Source organism: Mycobacterium numidiamassiliense (genome assembly GCF_900157365.1).
In the GTDB taxonomy this organism is placed as follows: Bacteria; Actinomycetota; Actinomycetes; order Mycobacteriales; family Mycobacteriaceae; genus Mycobacterium; species Mycobacterium numidiamassiliense.
Genome location: NZ_FUEZ01000004.1, coordinates 4228322 through 4245290 on the forward strand (window position 1 = coordinate 4228322; position 16969 = coordinate 4245290).

General features: G+C 68.5%; 15 protein-coding genes. 2 read left to right on the forward strand and 13 right to left on the reverse strand.

What is annotated here, in order from left to right; genetic code table 11:
• Positions 1 to 8 precede the first annotated feature (8 nt).
• Positions 9 to 473, reverse strand: coding sequence for a transcriptional regulator NrdR (gene nrdR / locus MNAB215_RS28190; protein WP_077081686.1), 465 nt, complete (start codon positions 471 to 473; stop codon positions 9 to 11).
• Positions 474 to 630: 157 nt separating this feature from the next.
• Positions 631 to 1128, reverse strand: coding sequence for a LysM peptidoglycan-binding domain-containing protein (locus tag MNAB215_RS28195; RefSeq protein WP_077081687.1), 498 nt, complete (start codon positions 1126 to 1128; stop codon positions 631 to 633).
• A gap of 293 nt (positions 1129 to 1421) precedes the next feature.
• Here MNAB215_RS28195 and lexA point away from each other — a divergent pair, with 293 nt between their 5' ends.
• Complete coding sequence (lexA, locus tag MNAB215_RS28200; protein WP_077081688.1) at positions 1422 to 2126, forward strand: transcriptional repressor LexA; 705 nt, start codon at positions 1422 to 1424, stop codon at positions 2124 to 2126.
• A gap of 4 nt (positions 2127 to 2130) precedes the next feature.
• On the opposite strand, the gene MNAB215_RS28205 is transcribed toward lexA, so the two are convergent.
• The 9 genes from MNAB215_RS28205 to MNAB215_RS28250 all read right to left on the reverse strand — a co-directional run bounded on the left by MNAB215_RS28205 (position 2131) and on the right by MNAB215_RS28250 (position 13194).
• Positions 2131 to 4377, reverse strand: a complete 2247-nt coding sequence (locus MNAB215_RS28205) for an LGFP repeat-containing protein (protein WP_425436526.1) — start codon at positions 4375 to 4377, stop codon at positions 2131 to 2133.
• Positions 4378 to 4814: 437 nt separating this feature from the next.
• A complete protein-coding gene (locus tag MNAB215_RS28215; RefSeq protein ID WP_077081690.1) occupies positions 4815 to 5975 on the reverse strand; it encodes an acyl-CoA dehydrogenase family protein in 1161 nt (386 codons plus the stop codon).
• A 97-nt stretch (positions 5976 to 6072) separates the two neighbouring features.
• On the reverse strand, positions 6073 to 7524 hold the full coding sequence (gene hflX / locus MNAB215_RS28220) for a GTPase HflX (protein WP_077081691.1): 1452 nt from the start codon (positions 7522 to 7524) through the stop codon (positions 6073 to 6075).
• A 45-nt stretch (positions 7525 to 7569) separates the two neighbouring features.
• On the reverse strand, positions 7570 to 8436 hold the full coding sequence (gene dapF, locus MNAB215_RS28225) for a diaminopimelate epimerase (protein WP_077082415.1): 867 nt from the start codon (positions 8434 to 8436) through the stop codon (positions 7570 to 7572).
• Positions 8437 to 8440: 4 nt separating this feature from the next.
• A complete protein-coding gene (gene miaA, locus MNAB215_RS28230) occupies positions 8441 to 9370 on the reverse strand; it encodes a tRNA (adenosine(37)-N6)-dimethylallyltransferase MiaA (RefSeq protein WP_077081692.1) in 930 nt (309 codons plus the stop codon).
• The gene (locus tag MNAB215_RS28235) at positions 9367 to 10065 is read right to left on the reverse strand and encodes a class III extradiol ring-cleavage dioxygenase family protein (RefSeq protein WP_077081693.1); all 699 of its coding nucleotides are present in this window, start codon (positions 10063 to 10065) and stop codon (positions 9367 to 9369) included. The genes miaA and MNAB215_RS28235 overlap by 4 nt, the downstream gene beginning before the upstream one ends.
• 30 nt (positions 10066 to 10095) lie before the next feature.
• A complete protein-coding gene (locus MNAB215_RS28240) occupies positions 10096 to 11028 on the reverse strand; it encodes a DMT family transporter (RefSeq protein WP_174604645.1) in 933 nt (310 codons plus the stop codon).
• 128 nt (positions 11029 to 11156) lie between these two features.
• Complete coding sequence (locus tag MNAB215_RS28245) at positions 11157 to 12131, reverse strand: DMT family transporter (protein ID WP_083746377.1); 975 nt, start codon at positions 12129 to 12131, stop codon at positions 11157 to 11159.
• Between the two features lie 157 nt (positions 12132 to 12288).
• The gene (locus MNAB215_RS28250) at positions 12289 to 13194 is read right to left on the reverse strand and encodes a DMT family transporter (protein WP_077081694.1); all 906 of its coding nucleotides are present in this window, start codon (positions 13192 to 13194) and stop codon (positions 12289 to 12291) included.
• Positions 13195 to 13441: 247 nt separating this feature from the next.
• On the opposite strand from MNAB215_RS28250, the gene MNAB215_RS28255 reads away from it, so the two are divergent.
• Positions 13442 to 14800, forward strand: coding sequence for a DUF349 domain-containing protein (locus MNAB215_RS28255; protein ID WP_077081695.1), 1359 nt, complete (start codon positions 13442 to 13444; stop codon positions 14798 to 14800).
• Here MNAB215_RS28255 and MNAB215_RS28260 read toward each other — a convergent pair.
• Complete coding sequence (locus tag MNAB215_RS28260; RefSeq protein ID WP_108637726.1) at positions 14797 to 15426, reverse strand: Rv2732c family membrane protein; 630 nt, start codon at positions 15424 to 15426, stop codon at positions 14797 to 14799. The genes MNAB215_RS28255 and MNAB215_RS28260 overlap by 4 nt on opposite strands.
• Positions 15423 to 16949 carry a tRNA (N6-isopentenyl adenosine(37)-C2)-methylthiotransferase MiaB gene (gene miaB / locus MNAB215_RS28265; RefSeq protein ID WP_077081697.1) on the reverse strand — a complete coding sequence of 509 codons (1527 nt, stop codon included), beginning with the start codon at positions 16947 to 16949 and terminating at the stop codon, positions 15423 to 15425. The genes MNAB215_RS28260 and miaB overlap by 4 nt, the downstream gene beginning before the upstream one ends.
• Between the last annotated feature and the right edge of the window lie 20 nt (positions 16950 to 16969).

Below are 16969 nucleotides of genomic sequence, written 5' to 3' on the forward strand. Positions count from 1 at the left end.
CGGGACCGTCAGGTCGGGGTCGATACCTTGCGGTGTTCGCGCAGCGCCTCGATCTCGCGTTCGAAATCGTCGGCTGACGAGAAGGACCGGTATACCGATGCGAATCGCAGGTATGCGACCTCGTCGAGATCGCGCAACGGCCCCAGGATGGCCAGGCCGACCTCATGGCTGGGGATTTCCGGCGACCCCGCGGCGCGCACGGTGTCTTCCACCTGCTGGGCCAGCAGATTCAGCGCGTCCTCATCGACTTGGCGGCCCTGACAGGCGCGGCGGACGCCCTTGATGACCTTCTCTCGACTGAACGGCTCGGTGACGCCACTGCGCTTCACGACGGCAAGAACGGCGGTTTCCACCGTTGAGAAGCGTCGCCCGCACTCGGGACATGAGCGTCGGCGCCGAATGGCTTGGCCTTCATCGGTTTCCCGCGAGTCGATTACCCGGGAATCGGGGTGACGACAGAACGGACAGTGCATGACCGCTCCTTTGCCGTGCCGGAATCTCGCAGAACACCCCGAGCGTACCTGTGCGCTCCCCCGCTGGGCCAACATGGCCACAACATGGGTGTTCCGCTGGTCACGGGCACTGAGCAGCCTTGGCGTAGAGAGGTTTTCGCGGTGCTCGGCGCCGCCGTCAGCCGACCGGCGCGATGAGGGTCTGGCCCGCCGACAATGCTGGCGAATTCAGGTCGTTGAGTTCGCGGATGCGCTCGGTCACCTGGCGGGTCGGCGCGTCGGGCGCGACCCGGTGAGCGACGTCCTGGAGCGACTCGCCCGGTTCGACGCGCACGACGGCGAGCCTGTCGGGCACGGCGGCGGCGGCCGAGTTGCCCGAGTCGCCGTTGGCCACCTCGCCCAGGTTTGCGACCAGACCCAGCCACAGGGTGATGACTCCGGCGAGCAGGGCCAGCCCCAGCGTGGTCACCAGCGGGACGGGGCGCCGGCGATGCGGTGCCGACGACATCGCGACGCCGGTGCCCCGGTAGCGCGTCCGCAGGTCAGCCGGCCGGGCCGGCCCAGGCCGGCGGGACCGCACGACACGTTCGCGGTCGTAGCGGGGCTCGGGCGCGAGCGGGCTGATCGGCCGCCGGGCGTCGCTGGTACGCCGCGAGACGGTGTGAATGATTGTCATGTGCGTTCCTCCGGTCGGCTATCAATCGCTCGTGTGTTCGACAGTAATCGCTCGTGTGTTCGATACCGAACATTTGAGCGAAGCGTGTCGCACACGTCGAACGGTAGGCCATGCCACCGACAGAACTGGATGGGTCACCAGGACTGTCATGCAGCGCGAATACCCGATCTCCTGAAAAGTTACACACGTGTGATTCAACTGCTACAGGGTCTTTCGGCCCCATTCCACACTTCGCGACACGCTAGTCGAACACATGTTTGATTCTCGCGTCCGGGGCGGCTACATTCAGTGCCATGAGCGACAGCAAAGACACCTCAGGCGCCGGCGCGCACAGCCGGCTGCATTCCGTGGATTCATCGCTTACCGAGCGGCAACGCACCATCCTCAACGTCATTCGTGAGTCGGTGACCACGCGTGGTTACCCACCCAGCATCAGGGAGATCGGCGACGCCGTAGGCCTGACGTCCACCTCGTCGGTGGCTCACCAGCTGCGCACTCTCGAGCGCAAGGGGTATCTGCGCCGCGACCCGAACCGCCCCCGCGCCGTCGATGTCCGCGGGGCCGACGACCATGCGGCGCCGGCGGCACCGGCGACCGACGTCGCTGGCTCAGACGCCCTGCCGGAGCCCGCCTTCGTCCCGGTGCTCGGGCGCATCGCGGCCGGTGGACCGATCCTGGCCGAGGAGGCCGTCGAGGAAGTCTTCCCGCTGCCGCGCGAATTGGTCGGCGAGGGCGAGTTGTTTCTGCTCAAGGTGGTCGGCGAGTCGATGATCGAAGCCGCGATCTGCGACGGCGACTGGGTGGTGGTGCGCCAGCAGAATGTCGCCGACAACGGCGATATCGTCGCGGCCATGCTCGACGGCGAGGCCACCGTCAAGACCTTCAAACGCGCGGGTGGTCAGGTGTGGCTGATGCCGCACAATCCCGCGTTCGATCCCATTCCCGGGAACGAGGCGACCGTGCTCGGCAAGGTCGTCACCGTGATTCGCAAGGTGTAACGGCTTAGTCGGCCTTCACAAAGCCGTTTGCCAGCGCGGCTTCCTCGCTGGACAGCCAGATTTCGGCAAGCGTGTCGTGGTAGAGGTCGCTGTCGGGGGTGTAGTAGAGCCCGAAGCGTGGGCTGGCCTTGATGGGATATCCGTCGGGCATCTGGTACGGGTCGTCCAGCGGCAGGTGAATTGTCGGGCGACCAGCGGGGGCGAACGCCCCGAATGGTGCCGCCTCGGCGACTTCGGAATCGTCGTCGCCATCGGCAGCCGCGTGCCGGGCTGCGTGGCGCCCGAGTCTCGGGTTGGCTGCGGCCGCGGCGATGGCACCCGGACCCGCGACGTCCGGCGGCGTGTGCGGTACGGCTACATCCGGGAAGGCAGCATCCTCCTCGGCGGCGTCGGGATAGGCCGACTCCGGATAGCCGGCATCGGCGGCCTCGACATCCTCGTAATCGTCGTGTGGGCCCGCGGCCTCCGCGCCCGGATAAGCGGCCTCGGGGTATCCGGCGTCGGAAATATCCTCGGGATAGCCGGCTTCCGGGTAGGAGTCGTCCGGGTAGACGTCCTGTTGGCCGGCATCGGGATACCCGGCTTCGGCCAGCGCTTCGGGCGTGACGACCGGGAAGGAATCGGTGTCGACCGCGTCGGGATCGTCGTCCTCGGGGGGCTCGATGCCACCGTATTCGGCTCCGGCCCAACCACCTTCGGCAAGGTCGGCGGATTCGGGTGTCGACGGCCAGCCCATGTGCGGCGCGGACGGCGCATCCTCCGGCGGATGCTCCGACGAGTCAAATCGGTAGTGCTCGGTAGCGGCTTCGGTGTAGTCCGGGCCCCACCGGGGTTCGCCGCCGTCGTCGTAGCCGCCGTCGTCCACGTCGTGCTCGAGCTCGAAGGGGACGGCGCCCCGGCGCGCACGGCGCCGGCTCCACCGCAACGCCAGGAACACCGACAGGGCGATCAGGATCAGCAGCGGGATGATCGCCAGCAGATACCACCAGTGGAAAACGAAGCCCGCGGGGTGCGACGGCATCGCCGAACCGCTCGGCTGGTTCTGGCCCGCGACCTGCAGGCCGGACAATAGCGGCGCCAAGTTGGCCGGGTCGGTGCTGAAGGTGTTCTTCGCCCTGTTCCACGAGATCTTGCCGCCGGTGAACTTCTGCGAGACCACGTCGTCGTCGACCGTCTGATCACTGACCGGCGCGCCGAGCTTGCCGCTGGCACCGCGGAGCTTGTCCCACGCGGCCTTCATTGCGCCGCGCACGACGAACGCGCCGTGGTCAGAAGTCCAGAAGATCACCGGCTTGTCGGCCCCGGAGAACGCGCACACCCGGCTGCCCGGGCCGATACCGCCGTCGGACTCGGTGGTGGTCGGGAAGCCCAAGTCGCTGCTTACCGGCCCGCCGAGGGCCTCGTACTTGGCCAGGATGTCGTTCTCGATGGCGTTCGCGCCGGTCGCCGGGCTGAAAAACACCTTGCCGCCGGCGAAGTTCTGGGCAATCCCGTCGCCGCCGATGGGATATTGACCGCCTTGCTTGGCGCCCAGCGGACCGTTGCCGCCGCCCGCTGCCCGCCAGGCCATGTTGATGGCGGCGGCCGGATCGATCGCCACCTGCAGGCCCTTCAGCTGATCGGCCAAGGCGGGCGGATCGGTGGTGAAATCTTTGGTTTTTCTGTTCCAGGAAATCTGGCCGCCGCTGAACTTCTGCGAGGACACCTCGCCGTCGTAGGTCTCATCCCCGACCGGGGCGCCGAGCACGCCGCCCGAGCTGCCGAGCCGGTCCCAGGCCGCGTTCAGCGCGCCACGCACCACGTACGCGCCGTGGTCGGGCGTCCAGAAAATCACCGGTTTATCGCTGGCCGAGAAAGTGGCTACACGGCTGTCGGGCCCCGCCAATCCCGGGACTTCATTAATGGTCGGGAACCCGAGGTCGCTGCCGGCCGGACCGCCCAGCATCTCGTACTTGTCGAGAATCGGCCCGAAAATGAATCTGGCTCCGGTAGCCGGAGTGAAGAACATCTTGCCGCCGTCGAAATCCAGCTCGAAACCGTCGCCGGCGGGGTAGACGTCACCCTTCCTGGGGCCGAGCGGGGAGGTGTCACCACCGGCTTTGGTCCATTCGGCCATCATGGCCGCCTCGGCGTCGCCGATCGGGGATGCCGAGGCGACAGGCGCCAGCAATACGACGGCCACAGCTGTGGTCGCCAAGCTGACCAGCGCTCGCCCAACGAGCGTGCGCAGTCGACCTACCTGCCCGTTCACCCAGCCTCCCAGCCGACGGAGATGCCCCAATCTGTGGCCATATTCATGCCCCGCGGACCCCGCGAAAAGTTGATACCCCCACCCTGGGTTACCAACCTGGCTCGATTCCGTGTTGTTATCGCGGGCTCGCATAACTTTGCTCCAGCGAACGAAGAATACGAAGTGGAACAGAAAATTTTACGAAAATGGATACCGGTCCGATGTCGAAATGATGCAAGACCACGTTGAGATTGCGCAGTCGACATGCGTAAAACGCATGCGCCGACGGTACGCGAGGCCATCATTTGATCGGCAATCTACCCGAACAAGCAGCCAATCACGGGGATTGACACTTTGCCGCGGACCGCGGCAACCAGGCCGTGTGTCGATGGCCGGTGCTACGCCGTTGCCGTCAGCGGCGTAGCGACCCCTCGGTCGTTGCGCGACAGCAAAATTGGCTAGACCCCAAGGCTGCGACCGATGATCTCTTTCATGATTTCGGTCGTGCCGCCGTAGATCGTCTGCACCCGCGCATCGAGATAGGCACGGGCAACCGGGTATTCGCGCATGTAGCCGTAACCGCCGTGCAACTGCAGGCAGCGGTCGATCAAGTGCACCTGCTTTTCGGTGGAGTACCACTTGGCCATCGCGGCCTGCTCGGCGGTGAGTTTGCCCTCCAGGTGAAGCGCGATGAAGTTGTCGACCATGATGCGCACCAGGGTGGCCTCGGTGGCCAGCTCGGCCAGGACGAATCGGCTGTTCTGGAAGCTGCCGATCGGCTTGCCAAAGGCCTTGCGCTCCTTGGTGTACTGCAGCGTCTGCTCCAGCACGCTCTCCATCGATGCGGCCGCCATGATGGCGATGTTGATCCGCTCCTGTGGCAGGTTCCGCATCAGGTAGATGAACCCCTGCCCCTCCTCGCCGAGCAGGTTTTCGGCCGGCACGTGCACGTCAGTGAAGGACAGTTCGGCGGTGTCCTGGGCGTCCAGCCCGATCTTGTCGAGATGGCGTCCGCGCTCGAATCCGGCCATGCCGCGTTCGACGACGAGCAGCGAAAACCCTTGAGCGCCTTTGTCCGGATCGGTCTGGGCGACCACGATCACCAGATCCGAGTTGATCCCGTTGGTGATGAACGTCTTTGCCCCGTTCAGCACGTAGTGATCACCCTGCTTGATCGCCCGCGTCTTGATGCCCTGCAGATCGCTGCCCGTTCCCGGCTCGGTCATCGCAATCGCGGTGATCAGCTCTCCGGTGCAGAACTTGGGCAGCCAGCGCTGCTTCTGCTCCTCGGTCGTCAGCGACAGCAGGTAGGGCGCCACGATGTCGTTGTGCAAGCCGAATCCGATGCCGTTGTAGCGTCCGGCGGCGGTTTCCTCGCTGACGATGGTGTTGTACCGGAAGTCGGGATTGCCGCCGCCGCCGTACTCCTCGGGCACTGCCATGCCCAGGAAGCCCTGCTTGCCTGCCTCGAGCCAGACGCCACGGTCGACGATTTTCGCCTTGTCCCATTCGTCGTGGTGGGGCGCGACGTGGCGCTCCAGGAAGGCGCGGTAGGACTCGCGGAACAACTCGTGCTCAGGCTCAAACAGGGTGCGCTGGTACTTGACGGCACTGCTCATGGATGACCTCCGGCGAATGGATTCTGCCGCCCAAACATATACCAACCAGACGGTTGGTCGGCAGCCGGGCGGGTCAGCCGGGGTCGCGTCGCGACGTCTAGGTGGTCTGCCCGTTGGCGGTGGAAAAGTCCCGCAGGCTGGCAGCCAGCGCCACCGAGACCCGCGCCCGCAGCCGGGTGCCCTCCGGGTTGTGCTCCTCCTGCTGGACGCGCCCGTCCGCATGCACCCGGGCCACCAGATCGCCGCGGTCGTACGGGATCAGCACGTCGACGGCCGTGTCGGTGGGGACGGCGAGTTCGGCCATGCGGCGGCGCAATCGGTCGATGCCTTCGCCGGTGTGCGCCGAGACGAAGACCGCCCCGGGAAGCGCGTGACGCAGCTTGGCCAGTGCCAGATCCCCCGCCGCGTCAACCTTGTTGACCACCAGCAGCTCGGGCGGCGGCTCGGCGTCGCGGTCGGCCTTGTAGTCGGCAAAGACCTCCGAGACCACCTGCCGCACGGCGTTGATCTGGGCCAGCGGGTTGACGTCGGATCCGTCGACGACGTGCACCAGCAGCTCCGCATCGACGACTTCCTCCAGCGTGGAACGGAATGCCTCGACGAGCTGGGTGGGCAGGTGGCGCACGAAGCCGACGGTATCGGTGAGCACGTACGGGCGTCCGTCCTCGAACGCCGCGCGACGGGTAGTCGGTTCCAGGGTGGCGAACAACGCGTCCTGCACCAGCACCCCTGCTCCGGTCAGCGCGTTGAGCAGGCTGGACTTGCCGGCGTTGGTGTAGCCGACGATGGCGATCGACGGCAGGTCGCTTTCCAACCGTCGGCTGCGCTGGGTGTCGCGGACCTGCTTCATGTCCTTGATCTCGCGGCGCAGCTTGGACATCCGCTCACGGATGCGGCGCCGGTCGGTCTCGATCTTGGTCTCACCGGGTCCGCGGGTGCCCACACCGCCGCCGCTGCCGCCCGCGCCGCCGCCCTGCCGGGACATCGACTCACCCCAGCCGCGCAGCCGCGGCAGCATGTACTCCATCTGCGCCAGCGACACCTGCGCCTTGCCTTCCCGGCTGGTGGCATGCTGAGCGAAGATGTCCAAGATCAGCGCGGTGCGGTCGATGACCTTGACCTTGACGACTTTCTCCAAAGCGTTCAGCTGGGCGGGCGACAGTTCGCCGTCGAAAATCACGGTGTCGGCGCCGGTCGCCCGGACCACGTCGCGCAGTTCGGCAGCCTTGCCCGAGCCGATATAGGTCGACGGGTCGGGCCGGTCGCGGCGCTGGATCAGCCCCTCGAGGACCTCCGAGCCTGCGGTCTCGGCCAGCGCGGCCAGCTCGGCCATGCTCGCTTGGTTGTCGGCTGCGCTGCCCTCGGTCCAGACGCCGACTAGCACGACGCGTTCCAGCCGCAGCTGGCGGTATTCGACCTCGGAGACGTCGGTGAGTTCGGTCGACAGCCCGGCGACGCGGCGCAGGGCCTCGCGGTCTTCGAGAGCGAGTTCACCGACGCTGGGCGTCGGGTCGATAGGGCCCGGGTCGGGCGAATCAGGAAAAGTCATAACCACTTTCGATGGTGGCATGCCGCGGGCGGCGATGCATCTGAATTACAGCGCGCTCCACCACGCCTCGGCGATCTCACCGCGGGCCACCAACACCGACGGCCCCCGCAAGTAGCTGGTGGCGTCGGTGACGGTGACGGTGACGTCGCCGCCGGGCACCCGCACGATCAGGGTTCCGGTGTCGGCCCCGGTTTCGGCCAGCGCCGCCACCGCGGCCGCGACGGTTCCAGTACCGCAGGAGCGGGTTTCGCCGACTCCACGCTCGTGCACCCGCATGTGGACCAACCCGGCGACCGGCGCGGTGAGCACTTCCACATTGGCCCCGTCCGGGAATTGCGCGCGGTCGAAGTGCACCGGCGCCGCGACGTCCAGGGCCGCGAGCTCATCGACGCTCAGCTGCGCGTCAACGCACGCCAGGTGTGGGTTGCCCACGTCGACCGCCAGCCCGGTGAACCGCCGTCCACCGATCACGGCCTCCCCCGCGCCCAGCCGGTTGGCCTTGCCCATGTCGACCGTGACGTCCGCGTTGGTCGCATCGACGTGGTGCAGGGCGACCAGCCGCGGGCCGGCCAGCGACCCGACGACGAACTCGTCGCGGGTCTCCATGCCGCTGGCCCGCAGGTAGTGCGCGAACACCCGCACGCCGTTGCCGCACATCTGCGCGGTCGACCCGTCGGCGTTGCGGTAGTCCATGTACCAGTCGCCGGCGCTGACTCCGTCGGGCAGGCGGTCCAGCACCCCGGCCGTCTTCGCGGCGCCCGCGGTGGTGACACGCAGCACCCCGTCGGCGCCCACTCCGCGGCGCCGGTCGCACAGCGCGGCCACCCGGCCGGCGGTCAGCCGCAGGTCGGCGTCGATGTCGGGCAGCAGCACGAAGTCGTTCTGGGTGCCGTGGCCCTTGGCGAAGATCACCAGTTCAGAGTACGTGCCGCCACGCCAGCAAGGTGTCGTCGACCAGGCCGGCATCGCCGACGCCGAGCCATTGCACCCGGTGGTCGCGACGAAACCAGGAGCGCTGCCGTCGCACATAACGCCGGGTGCCCATGTACGTCAGCTCCCGCGCTTCACGCAGCCGATCGGCGTGCCCGCCGGCGTCCAGGGCTGCGAGCACCTGGGCGTAGCCCAGCGCGCGCGACGCGGTGACCCCGTCGCGCAGGCCCTCGCGCAGTAGCCCCTGCACCTCGTCGACCAGGCCCTGGTCGAACATGGCGTCCGTGCGCTTGGCCAATCTCTCGTCGAGAATTGTTGTGTCACAATCTAATCCGACGATAGCGGTGCCCCACCGCGGGGTGCCGACGCGTGGCGCGGAGGCGGCGAAGGGCTGTCCGGTGAGCTCGACTACCTCGAGTGCGCGCACTGTGCGGCGTCCGTCGGTAGGCAGGATCGCCGCCGCCGCGGCCGGGTCGCGGCGGGCCAGCTCGGCGTGCAGGTTGCCCACCCCGACCTCGGCGAGCCGCTCCTCCCAGCGCGCGCGAACCTCGGGATCGGTTGCGGGAAAAGACCAGTCGTCGAGCAGCGATTGGACGTATAGCATCGAACCGCCGACCACGACCGGCACCGCGCCGCGGGCGGCGATCGCCTCGATGTCCGCGGCGGCGGCCTGCTGATAGCGGGCGACGGACGCGGTCTCGGTGATGGTCAGGACGTCGAGCTGGTGATGCGGGATGCCGCGACGCTCGTCGATGGGCAGCTTGGCGGTGCCGATGTCCATGCCGCGATACAGCTGCATCGCGTCGGCGTTGACGATCTCGGCGCCGACCCCTTCGCCGCTGAGCCGTTCGACGACGTCGAGCGCCAGCTGCGACTTGCCGGTGCCGGTGGGCCCGATGATCGCCAGCGGCCTCATGGCTGCCAGGCGCCGGCGAAGTACCCCACCCCGTAGGGCGCGCCGCGGTACAGCTCCTTGGCCGATCGAGGGCCCGGTTCGGTCAGGCCGGCCAGCACCTGGAAGGCGACCCGCCCCAGGATCGGCTCGGGCAACCCGGCCAACGCTGCCGCATCGCCTTTGGCCAGCGCATCGTCGAGGGCCAGTTGGGCGTCGGCATTGCCCGGGTCGTAGCCGCCCGGTGCCGACGGTGTGAGGGTATTGGCGCCGTCGGCGACGACCAGCACCCCGATCGGGTCGGGCAGCCGGTCGATCTCGGCGCGCAGCTGCCTGCCGTGGGCCAGCGCCACCTCGGCGGCGTGGTCGTCGGCGTAGACACGGACCCGCGCGCTGGCCTCTGGCCGCACCTGAGCGCGCACCCAGCCGGCCACCAGCGCGCACAGCGGCAGCTCGGCCAGCTCGGCGGTGCGCCCGGTATCGGCGTGTGACGAAAGCCCAACCCGCACGTCGACCCCGAAGCCCGCAAAAGTGCCGGTGCTCTCGGGGCCCAGGTCGCCGTCGGCGACACCGATACCGACAGCCACCCAGCGTGCGGGCAACAGCGCGGCGGCTTCCACCACGGCGGCGGCGAGGTCGGCGACCTCGGCGGCCGCGGCTCCGGCGAGTTCGGGGACAAGCAGCGGCGCCGAGGGGACGATCGCGATGGTGCTCAGCACGGCACCAAACTAGCCGACGGGTGTTCTGCGCTAGGCCGACTGGCCTCGCGCCTGCACGCAGTCTGCGGGCTGCTGCTCCAACGGGTGGGCCCGCTGATCGTTGGTGGTCGAGATGGTTTCGGCCTCACCCCGGGCCAGCGCCACAGTCGCGACGACCACCAGCACCACCCCGGCAATGAGCACGAACTTCATCGGCCCTTCGGTGTTCAGGGTCTCGCCCAGCACCGCGATCCCGAGTATCGAACCGACCAGCGGCTTGGCCACCACCGACGTCGGCAATGAGGCGGTCAGCGAGCCCGCCCGAAACGACGACTGCTGGAAGATCATTCCGGCCAGCGCCGCGGCGATCCAGACGTAGAACTCGGGCGCCGTCAGCAGGGCACCGACGCCGCCGCGGACCAACTCGACGACGGCCTTCGTCAGCACCGCGAACAGCGCCAACGACGAACCGGCGACCACGGCGAGCAGCACCGCGGCCACGGTCCCGGACCAGAACCGCGCGCCCAGCACACAGAACAACAACGCCGGACCCATGACCGCGGCCACCACCATCCAGGTGCCCAGCGAGCCGCGCGACGCGCCGGCGTCCGGGTCCCCAACCGTGACGACCACTGCCAGCGCAAGGGCCAGCAGCACCGCCCACGTCCATTCCCAGCGGGTCACCCGGCGCCGGGTCATGTACGCGTAGATTGGCAGCGCGAACAGCAGCGCCGTCACCTGCAGCGCGGTGACCAGCACCACCGACCCCAGCACCAGCGCCCCGGCCTGCAGCACGTAGTTGGCGATTGCCCCCAGCGCCCCCAGCCACCACTTCGCGTCGCGCACCGACATCTTGAACAGCTCGAGGTGGCCGACCTCTTTGTCGGTGATCTCCTGCGCCGAACGCTGCCGGACGACATTGCCGAGGGCGGACGCGAGCGCGGCGAGGAGCGCGAGAACAACTGCGATGTCAGCTTTGGCCACTGCGACCCCCTCCCCCAACGTCTGGCCCGAGGGCCGTCATCCGCGGCCCGGCGTGCGCGACGAAACCAACTCGCGCACAAACATCCTCCATACCTAGCCCACAAACCTATGTTGCGGCTGTGACCCGGCTATGGAGCGCTGACGACACCTGCCAGGACCGTGGAACCGACTTCCAATGGTGTCACAGGAAGCGGGCCGGTCGCCTCTCGTAGCGCGAGGGCGGCTTCCGCCCGGGCATCCTCGCTGGCGGCCATGTTGGCGGCTTCGCCGCGAGCCAACGCTGTCGTCGCGACCACCACGACCGTGACCGCGGCGATCAACACGAACAGCTCGAAGCCGTCAGCGTCCAGCGTCTCCCCGAGCACCGTGACGCCCAGCAGCGACGCCACCAGCGGCTCGGCGACCGTCATCGTCGGCAACGACGCGGTCAGCGAGCTGGCCCGGAACGACGACTGCTGAAACACCGTGCCGAGCACGGCGACCAGCGCCCAGCCGTAGAGCTCCGGCGTCCGCAGCAGCGCCCACACGCCGCCGCCGCACACGTCGACGATGGCCTTGGTGAAAACCGCGAACAACGCCCACGACGAGGCCGACGCCACCGCCAGCAGCACCGCGGCGATGGGGCCCGACCAGAGCCGCGCGCCCAGCACGCAGAACACCATGGCCGGGGCGACCACGACGGCTACCACGACCCAGGCCTGCAGCGGCGCCCGCGGATACCCGGCGGCCGGCTCGCCCACCGAGACGAAGACCGCCACCGCGATGGCCAGCAGCACCGCCCAGCCCCACTGGCGGGGGGTCAGCCGGTGTTTGGTCAGCCACGCGTACACCGGCAACGCGAACAGCAGTGCCGTCACCTGAAGCGCCTGCACCAGCACCACCGAACCCAGTCCCAGCGCCACGGCCTGCAGCGCGGCGCTGGCCACGGCGGCCCCCCCGCCCAGCCACCAGCGGGCGTCGCGCAGCGACATCCTCAGCAATTCGAGATGACCGACCTCCTCGTCGGTGATTTCCTGCGCGGACCGCTGACGGACCACGTCTCCGACGCCCGATATCAGCGCGGCGATCAGCGCGAGCAGCGCCGCGATATCCACGTTCGCGATGACGATTCGCCCCCTCAGCCCCACGAGCAACAGCTACAACATTGGTCACCGTCACCGTACCGGGGTGCGAGACGTCGCCCTATGGCCCGAGCGTCGGTGGAATCGAACCGTTATCCGCCGGTCGGCGTGTCGTCCGGGGCGTGTCGTTGTGGGCCGATTACCGGGCCGGCTGTTCGGCCTCGCTATCCAGCTCCGCTTCAATCCTTTCGCCGGTCGCAACGGCGTCGACGCGCGCGAGCTGGACGGTGGCGATCGTCACCATCAGGGCCGCCACGATCAGGGCGACCGCCCCAGCGCGCCCGGTGTTGAGCGATTCGTCGAGGACGACCACACCCAGCAAGGCCGCCACGACCGGCTGCGACACCTCCAATGTCGGCATCGACGCGGTCAGCGCGCCCGCCCGGAACGCCGACTGCTCCCACAGGAACCCGCCCAGCGCGACCAGAATCCAGGCATACAGCTCGGGGCAGCGGAACACCGCCCAACCGCCTTCGGCCAGTCGATGAACGGCGCCCTTGGTGAGCACCGCGAAGACTCCCCACAGCGTGCCGGACACGAAGGCGAACAGCACCGCGGCCAGCGCACCGCCCCAGATGCGCGCGGCCACCAGGCACCCGACCAGCAGCGGCCCCAGCACAGCCACCACGGCGGCCCACGTCTCGAACGACGCATTCGAACGACCGGCCTGCGGGTTGCCCACCGTGACGATCACGGTCACCGCCGCGGTCAACACAATGGCCCAGATCCACTCGCGACTCGTGACCGATCGCTGCTCCAGCTTCGCGCTGAAAGGTATTGCGAACAACAGCGAAAGCACTAGCAGCGCCTGCACCAGCAACACCGAACCCCGGTTCAGCGCGGCCGCCTGCAAGGCGATGCTCACCACGAGGATCAGTACGCCCACCACCCAGCGTCGATTGCGCAACAGCTTGGCGAACTGCTGCCGCAGCGGCAACGACTGGTCGACGATCCCGTGGGTCGCGCGTTGCTGCATCACGTCGCCGATCGCGACGCACAGCGCCGACGCCAACGCGAGCAAAGCGGCGATATCCACTGCTTCCATGGGGTGTTTGTCTCCGATGTCGAGGGCGGCTGACGAGTCCCGGGGTGGGGCTTGAAAATGCTCAAGTCGTGCTTTTGGGGCCGGCTGTGCGGACGGCAACAACAAGGTTGCCGCATCCGGGCCGCCAAGCTGCTTGAATACTGGTGGAAATTTTGCGACAAAAACAGTGGGTGTGTGGGTGCCGCTACGCGCGGCAGGTGCGCGGAATATCGACCGCGCGAAAGGGCCAAAGGTTGGTGACGAGCGCATGATGGCTGACGAGACCGTAAACAACGACTCGGGACCGGTTTCGGCCCCGACGGGCACGCCAAGTCCGGGGCCACGGCCGGGACCACGACCCGGCCCCCGGCCGCTGAACTCGGGGCCGCGGCCCAGCGCTCACCCCGTGCCGCTGGCCCCGCGCAGCAACCCCCACCAGTTCGGCCGCGTCGACGACGACGGCACCGTGTGGCTGATCAGCTCGGCCGGCGAACGCGTCGTCGGCTCCTGGCAGGCCGGCGACACCGAAGCCGCATTTGCCCACTTCGGTAGGCGTTTCGATGACCTGTCCACCGAGGTCACGCTGATGGAAGAGCGGCTGGCGTCGGGAACCGGCGACGCCCGCAAGATCAAGGCCAATGCGTCCGCGCTGATCGAGACGCTGCCGACGGCGTCGGTGCTGGGTGACATCGACGCCGTTGCGGCTCGATTGACCAGCCTCATCGACCAGGCCGGCGCCACGGTCGCCGCGGATCGCTCACGGCGCGACGAACATCGGGCCGCGCAGACCGCCCGCAAGGAGGCGCTGGCCGCCGAGGCCGAGGAGCTGGCCGCCAACTCCACACAGTGGAAGACCGCGGGCGACCGGCTGCGCGAAATCCTGGACGAGTGGAAGACGATCTCCGGTCTGGACCGCAAGGTCGACGACGCGCTGTGGAAGCGCTATTCGGCGGCCCGGGAGGCATTCAACCGGCGACGGGGATCGCACTTCGCCGAGTTGGACCGCGAGCGATCCACTGTGCGCCAGTCCAAGGAGCGGCTGTGCGAACGGGCCGAGGAGTTGTCCGACTCGACGGACTGGGCCGCCACCAGCGCCGAGTTCCGCACGCTGCTGACTGAATGGAAGGCGGCGGGACGAACCAACCGGGATGTCGACGATGCCCTGTGGCGGCGCTTCAAGGCCGCCCAGGACTCGTTCTTCACCGCCCGCAATGCCGTGACGGCGGAAAAGGATGCGGAGTTTGCGGCCAACGCCACCGCCAAAGAGGCGCTGCTGGTCGAGGCCGAGAAGATCGACACCAGCAATCACGATGCCGCGAAAGCGGCGCTGCGGGCGATCGCCGACAGATGGGACGCGATCGGCAAGGTGCCCCGGGAGCGGTCGGCCGACCTGGAGCGGCGGCTGCGCGCTGTCGAGAAGAAGGTGCGCGACGCCGGCGAGGCGAATTGGACCGACCCCGAGGCGCAGGCCCGGGCCGAACAATTCGCGACCCGCGCCGAGCATTACGAGCAGCAGGCCCGCAAGGCGACCGCGGCCGGCCGGACCAAGGAAGCCGCAGAGGCGCAAGCCAACGCCGAGCAATGGCGTCAGTGGGCGCAGGCCGCCGTTGACGCGCTGAAGCGCTAGCGGCCGTCCGGCTGCCCGGCGGGCGGTTCGGCATCCGGGGCGTCGGGGCCCGTCGCGGCGCCCGGGCCGTCCAGGGTGTCCAACAAGGTACGGGCCTGCTCCTGCGCGACGACTCGGCGGCGCTGCTCCTCGGCCGCGAGTTGCACGACGGTGCGCGACCAGACCACGCGGGCCCAGTGAAAGGTCAACAGGATCACGGCAATCCACGCCACGATCAGCCCCACACCGGGACCGGCATGGCCGGCGGCCACGGTCTGGCGCGACCACACAGCCAGCAGCCCGGTCGCGCTCGCGATCGACGAACCGGCCAGCGCGATCCAGGCCAGCGACCAGCGCCGTGTCACCAACGCGAGCATCGAGAACCCGACGCCGAATACGAGCGCCAGCCAGGTGAACACCCGCGACGGCAGGGCCAGCGCGGCCGCGTTGGCGCCGTGGCTGCCGAACAGCACGTCCCAGCCGCGGACATCGCCGGTATGCGGCAAGATGAACGACCCGAGCAACACGAACACCAGGATGGCGACGACGAATCCCCTTGGACCGGGGTCGATTTCGCGTGCAATGCGCCGTTCGGCCGCCTCGATCTCGGCGCGCAGCGCGTCGATGCCGGTGTGTTCCTTCGTCATAGGGCACATCCCAGGGGTTCGACGGGGGCCTGCCCGGCCTGGGACTGCCCGATGCCGGGCATGCCCAGGCCGATGCCGCGCGGGCGCTGCCCGGCGGCGTGGGCGTCACCGGCACCGGTGCGGCGGTGGGTCAGGATGCCGGCGTCGGCGATGAGGTGGTGCGGTGCGGCTTCGGTCACGACGGTGGTGACGATGTCTCCCGGTCGCACCGGCTCCTCGGCGGCGAAGTGCACCAGCCGGCCGTCGCGCGCCCGCCCGGTCATGCGTGCGGTACGCGCGTCCTTGCGCCCCTCACCGCTGGCGACCAGCAGCTCGACAGTGTGCCCGATCAGCGCACGGTTGCCGTCCAGCGAGATCTCTTCCTGCAGCTCGATAAGCCGTTGATAGCGTTCCTGCACAACGGCTTTCGGCAATTGCCCGTCGAGTTCGGCAGCAGGGGTGCCGGGGCGCTTGGAGTACTGGAAGGTGAACGCGGCCGCGAACCGCGCCCGGCGCACCACGTCGAGGGTGGCCGCGAAGTCCTCTTCGGTCTCGCCCGGAAATCCGACGATCAGGTCGGTGGTGATCGCCGCGTGCGGCATCGCCGCCCGCACCCGGTCGATGATACCCAGGTAGCGCTCCGCGCGGTACGACCGCCGCATCGCCCGCAGCACCCGGTCGGAGCCGGATTGCAGCGGCATGTGCAGCGCAGGGCAGACATTGGGTGTCTGCGCCATCGCCTCGATGACGTCGTCCGTGAACTCGGCCGGGTGCGGCGACGTGAACCGGACGCGCTCGAGCCCGTCGATGCGTCCACAGGCCCGCAGCAGTTTGGCGAACGCGCCGCGATCGCGGGGCTGCGCCGGGTCGGCGAAGGACACACCGTAGGCGTTGACGTTCTGGCCTAGCAGGGTCACTTCGAGCACACCGTCGTCCACCAGGGATTGGACCTCGCTCAGGATGTCGGCCGGAGCGCGGTCGACCTCCTTGCCGCGCAGCGACGGCACAATGCAGAAGGTACAGCTGTTATTGCATCCGACGGAGATGGAAACCCATGCGGCGTAAGCGGATTCGCGGGCACTGGGCAGTGACGACGGAAACTGCTGCAGCGCTTCGGCGATTTCGACCTGGGCGACTTTGTTGTGCCGGGCCCGGTCGAGCAAGGTTGGCAGCGACCCGATGTTGTGCGTACCGAACACGACGTCGACCCAGGGGGCCTTGCTCAGCAACGCTTCTCGGTCTTTTTGGGCCAGGCAGCCGCCGACGGCGATCTGCATGTCGGGGTTATCGCGCTTGCGCGGGGCCAGGTGGCTGATGTTGCCGTACAGCTTGTTGTCGGCGTTTTCCCGGACCGCGCAGGTGTTGAAGACCACCACATCCGCGTCGGCGCCGTCGGCTGCGCGCCGGTAGCCGGCGGCTTCCAGCAGGCCCGCCAGCCGCTCGGAATCATGCACGTTCATCTGGCAGCCGTAGGTGCGAACTTGGTAGGTACGCATCGGTCCCGGGCCCGGCTGCGCCGCAGGCCCGGCGCCTGGCGCCACCATCGAAGTCACGGGGCCATGGT

Excerpts from the sequence above, each read along its gene's own strand:
- nrdR (WP_077081686.1), bottom strand. The coding sequence starts at position 473 with ATGCACTGTCCGTTCTGTCGTCACCCCGATTCCCGGGTAATCGACTCG.
- MNAB215_RS28195 (WP_077081687.1), bottom strand. The coding sequence starts at position 1,128 with ATGACAATCATTCACACCGTCTCGCGGCGTACCAGCGACGCCCGGCGG.
- lexA (WP_077081688.1), top strand. The coding sequence starts at position 1,422 with ATGAGCGACAGCAAAGACACCTCAGGCGCCGGCGCGCACAGCCGGCTG.
- MNAB215_RS28215 (WP_077081690.1), bottom strand. The coding sequence starts at position 5,975 with ATGAGCAGTGCCGTCAAGTACCAGCGCACCCTGTTTGAGCCTGAGCAC.
- hflX (WP_077081691.1), bottom strand. The coding sequence starts at position 7,524 with ATGACTTTTCCTGATTCGCCCGACCCGGGCCCTATCGACCCGACGCCC.
- miaA (WP_077081692.1), bottom strand. The coding sequence starts at position 9,370 with ATGAGGCCGCTGGCGATCATCGGGCCCACCGGCACCGGCAAGTCGCAG.
- MNAB215_RS28250 (WP_077081694.1), bottom strand. The coding sequence starts at position 13,194 with ATGGAAGCAGTGGATATCGCCGCTTTGCTCGCGTTGGCGTCGGCGCTG.
- MNAB215_RS28255 (WP_077081695.1), top strand. The coding sequence starts at position 13,442 with ATGATGGCTGACGAGACCGTAAACAACGACTCGGGACCGGTTTCGGCC.
- MNAB215_RS28260 (WP_108637726.1), bottom strand. The coding sequence starts at position 15,426 with ATGACGAAGGAACACACCGGCATCGACGCGCTGCGCGCCGAGATCGAG.
- miaB (WP_077081697.1), bottom strand. The coding sequence starts at position 16,949 with ATGGTGGCGCCAGGCGCCGGGCCTGCGGCGCAGCCGGGCCCGGGACCG.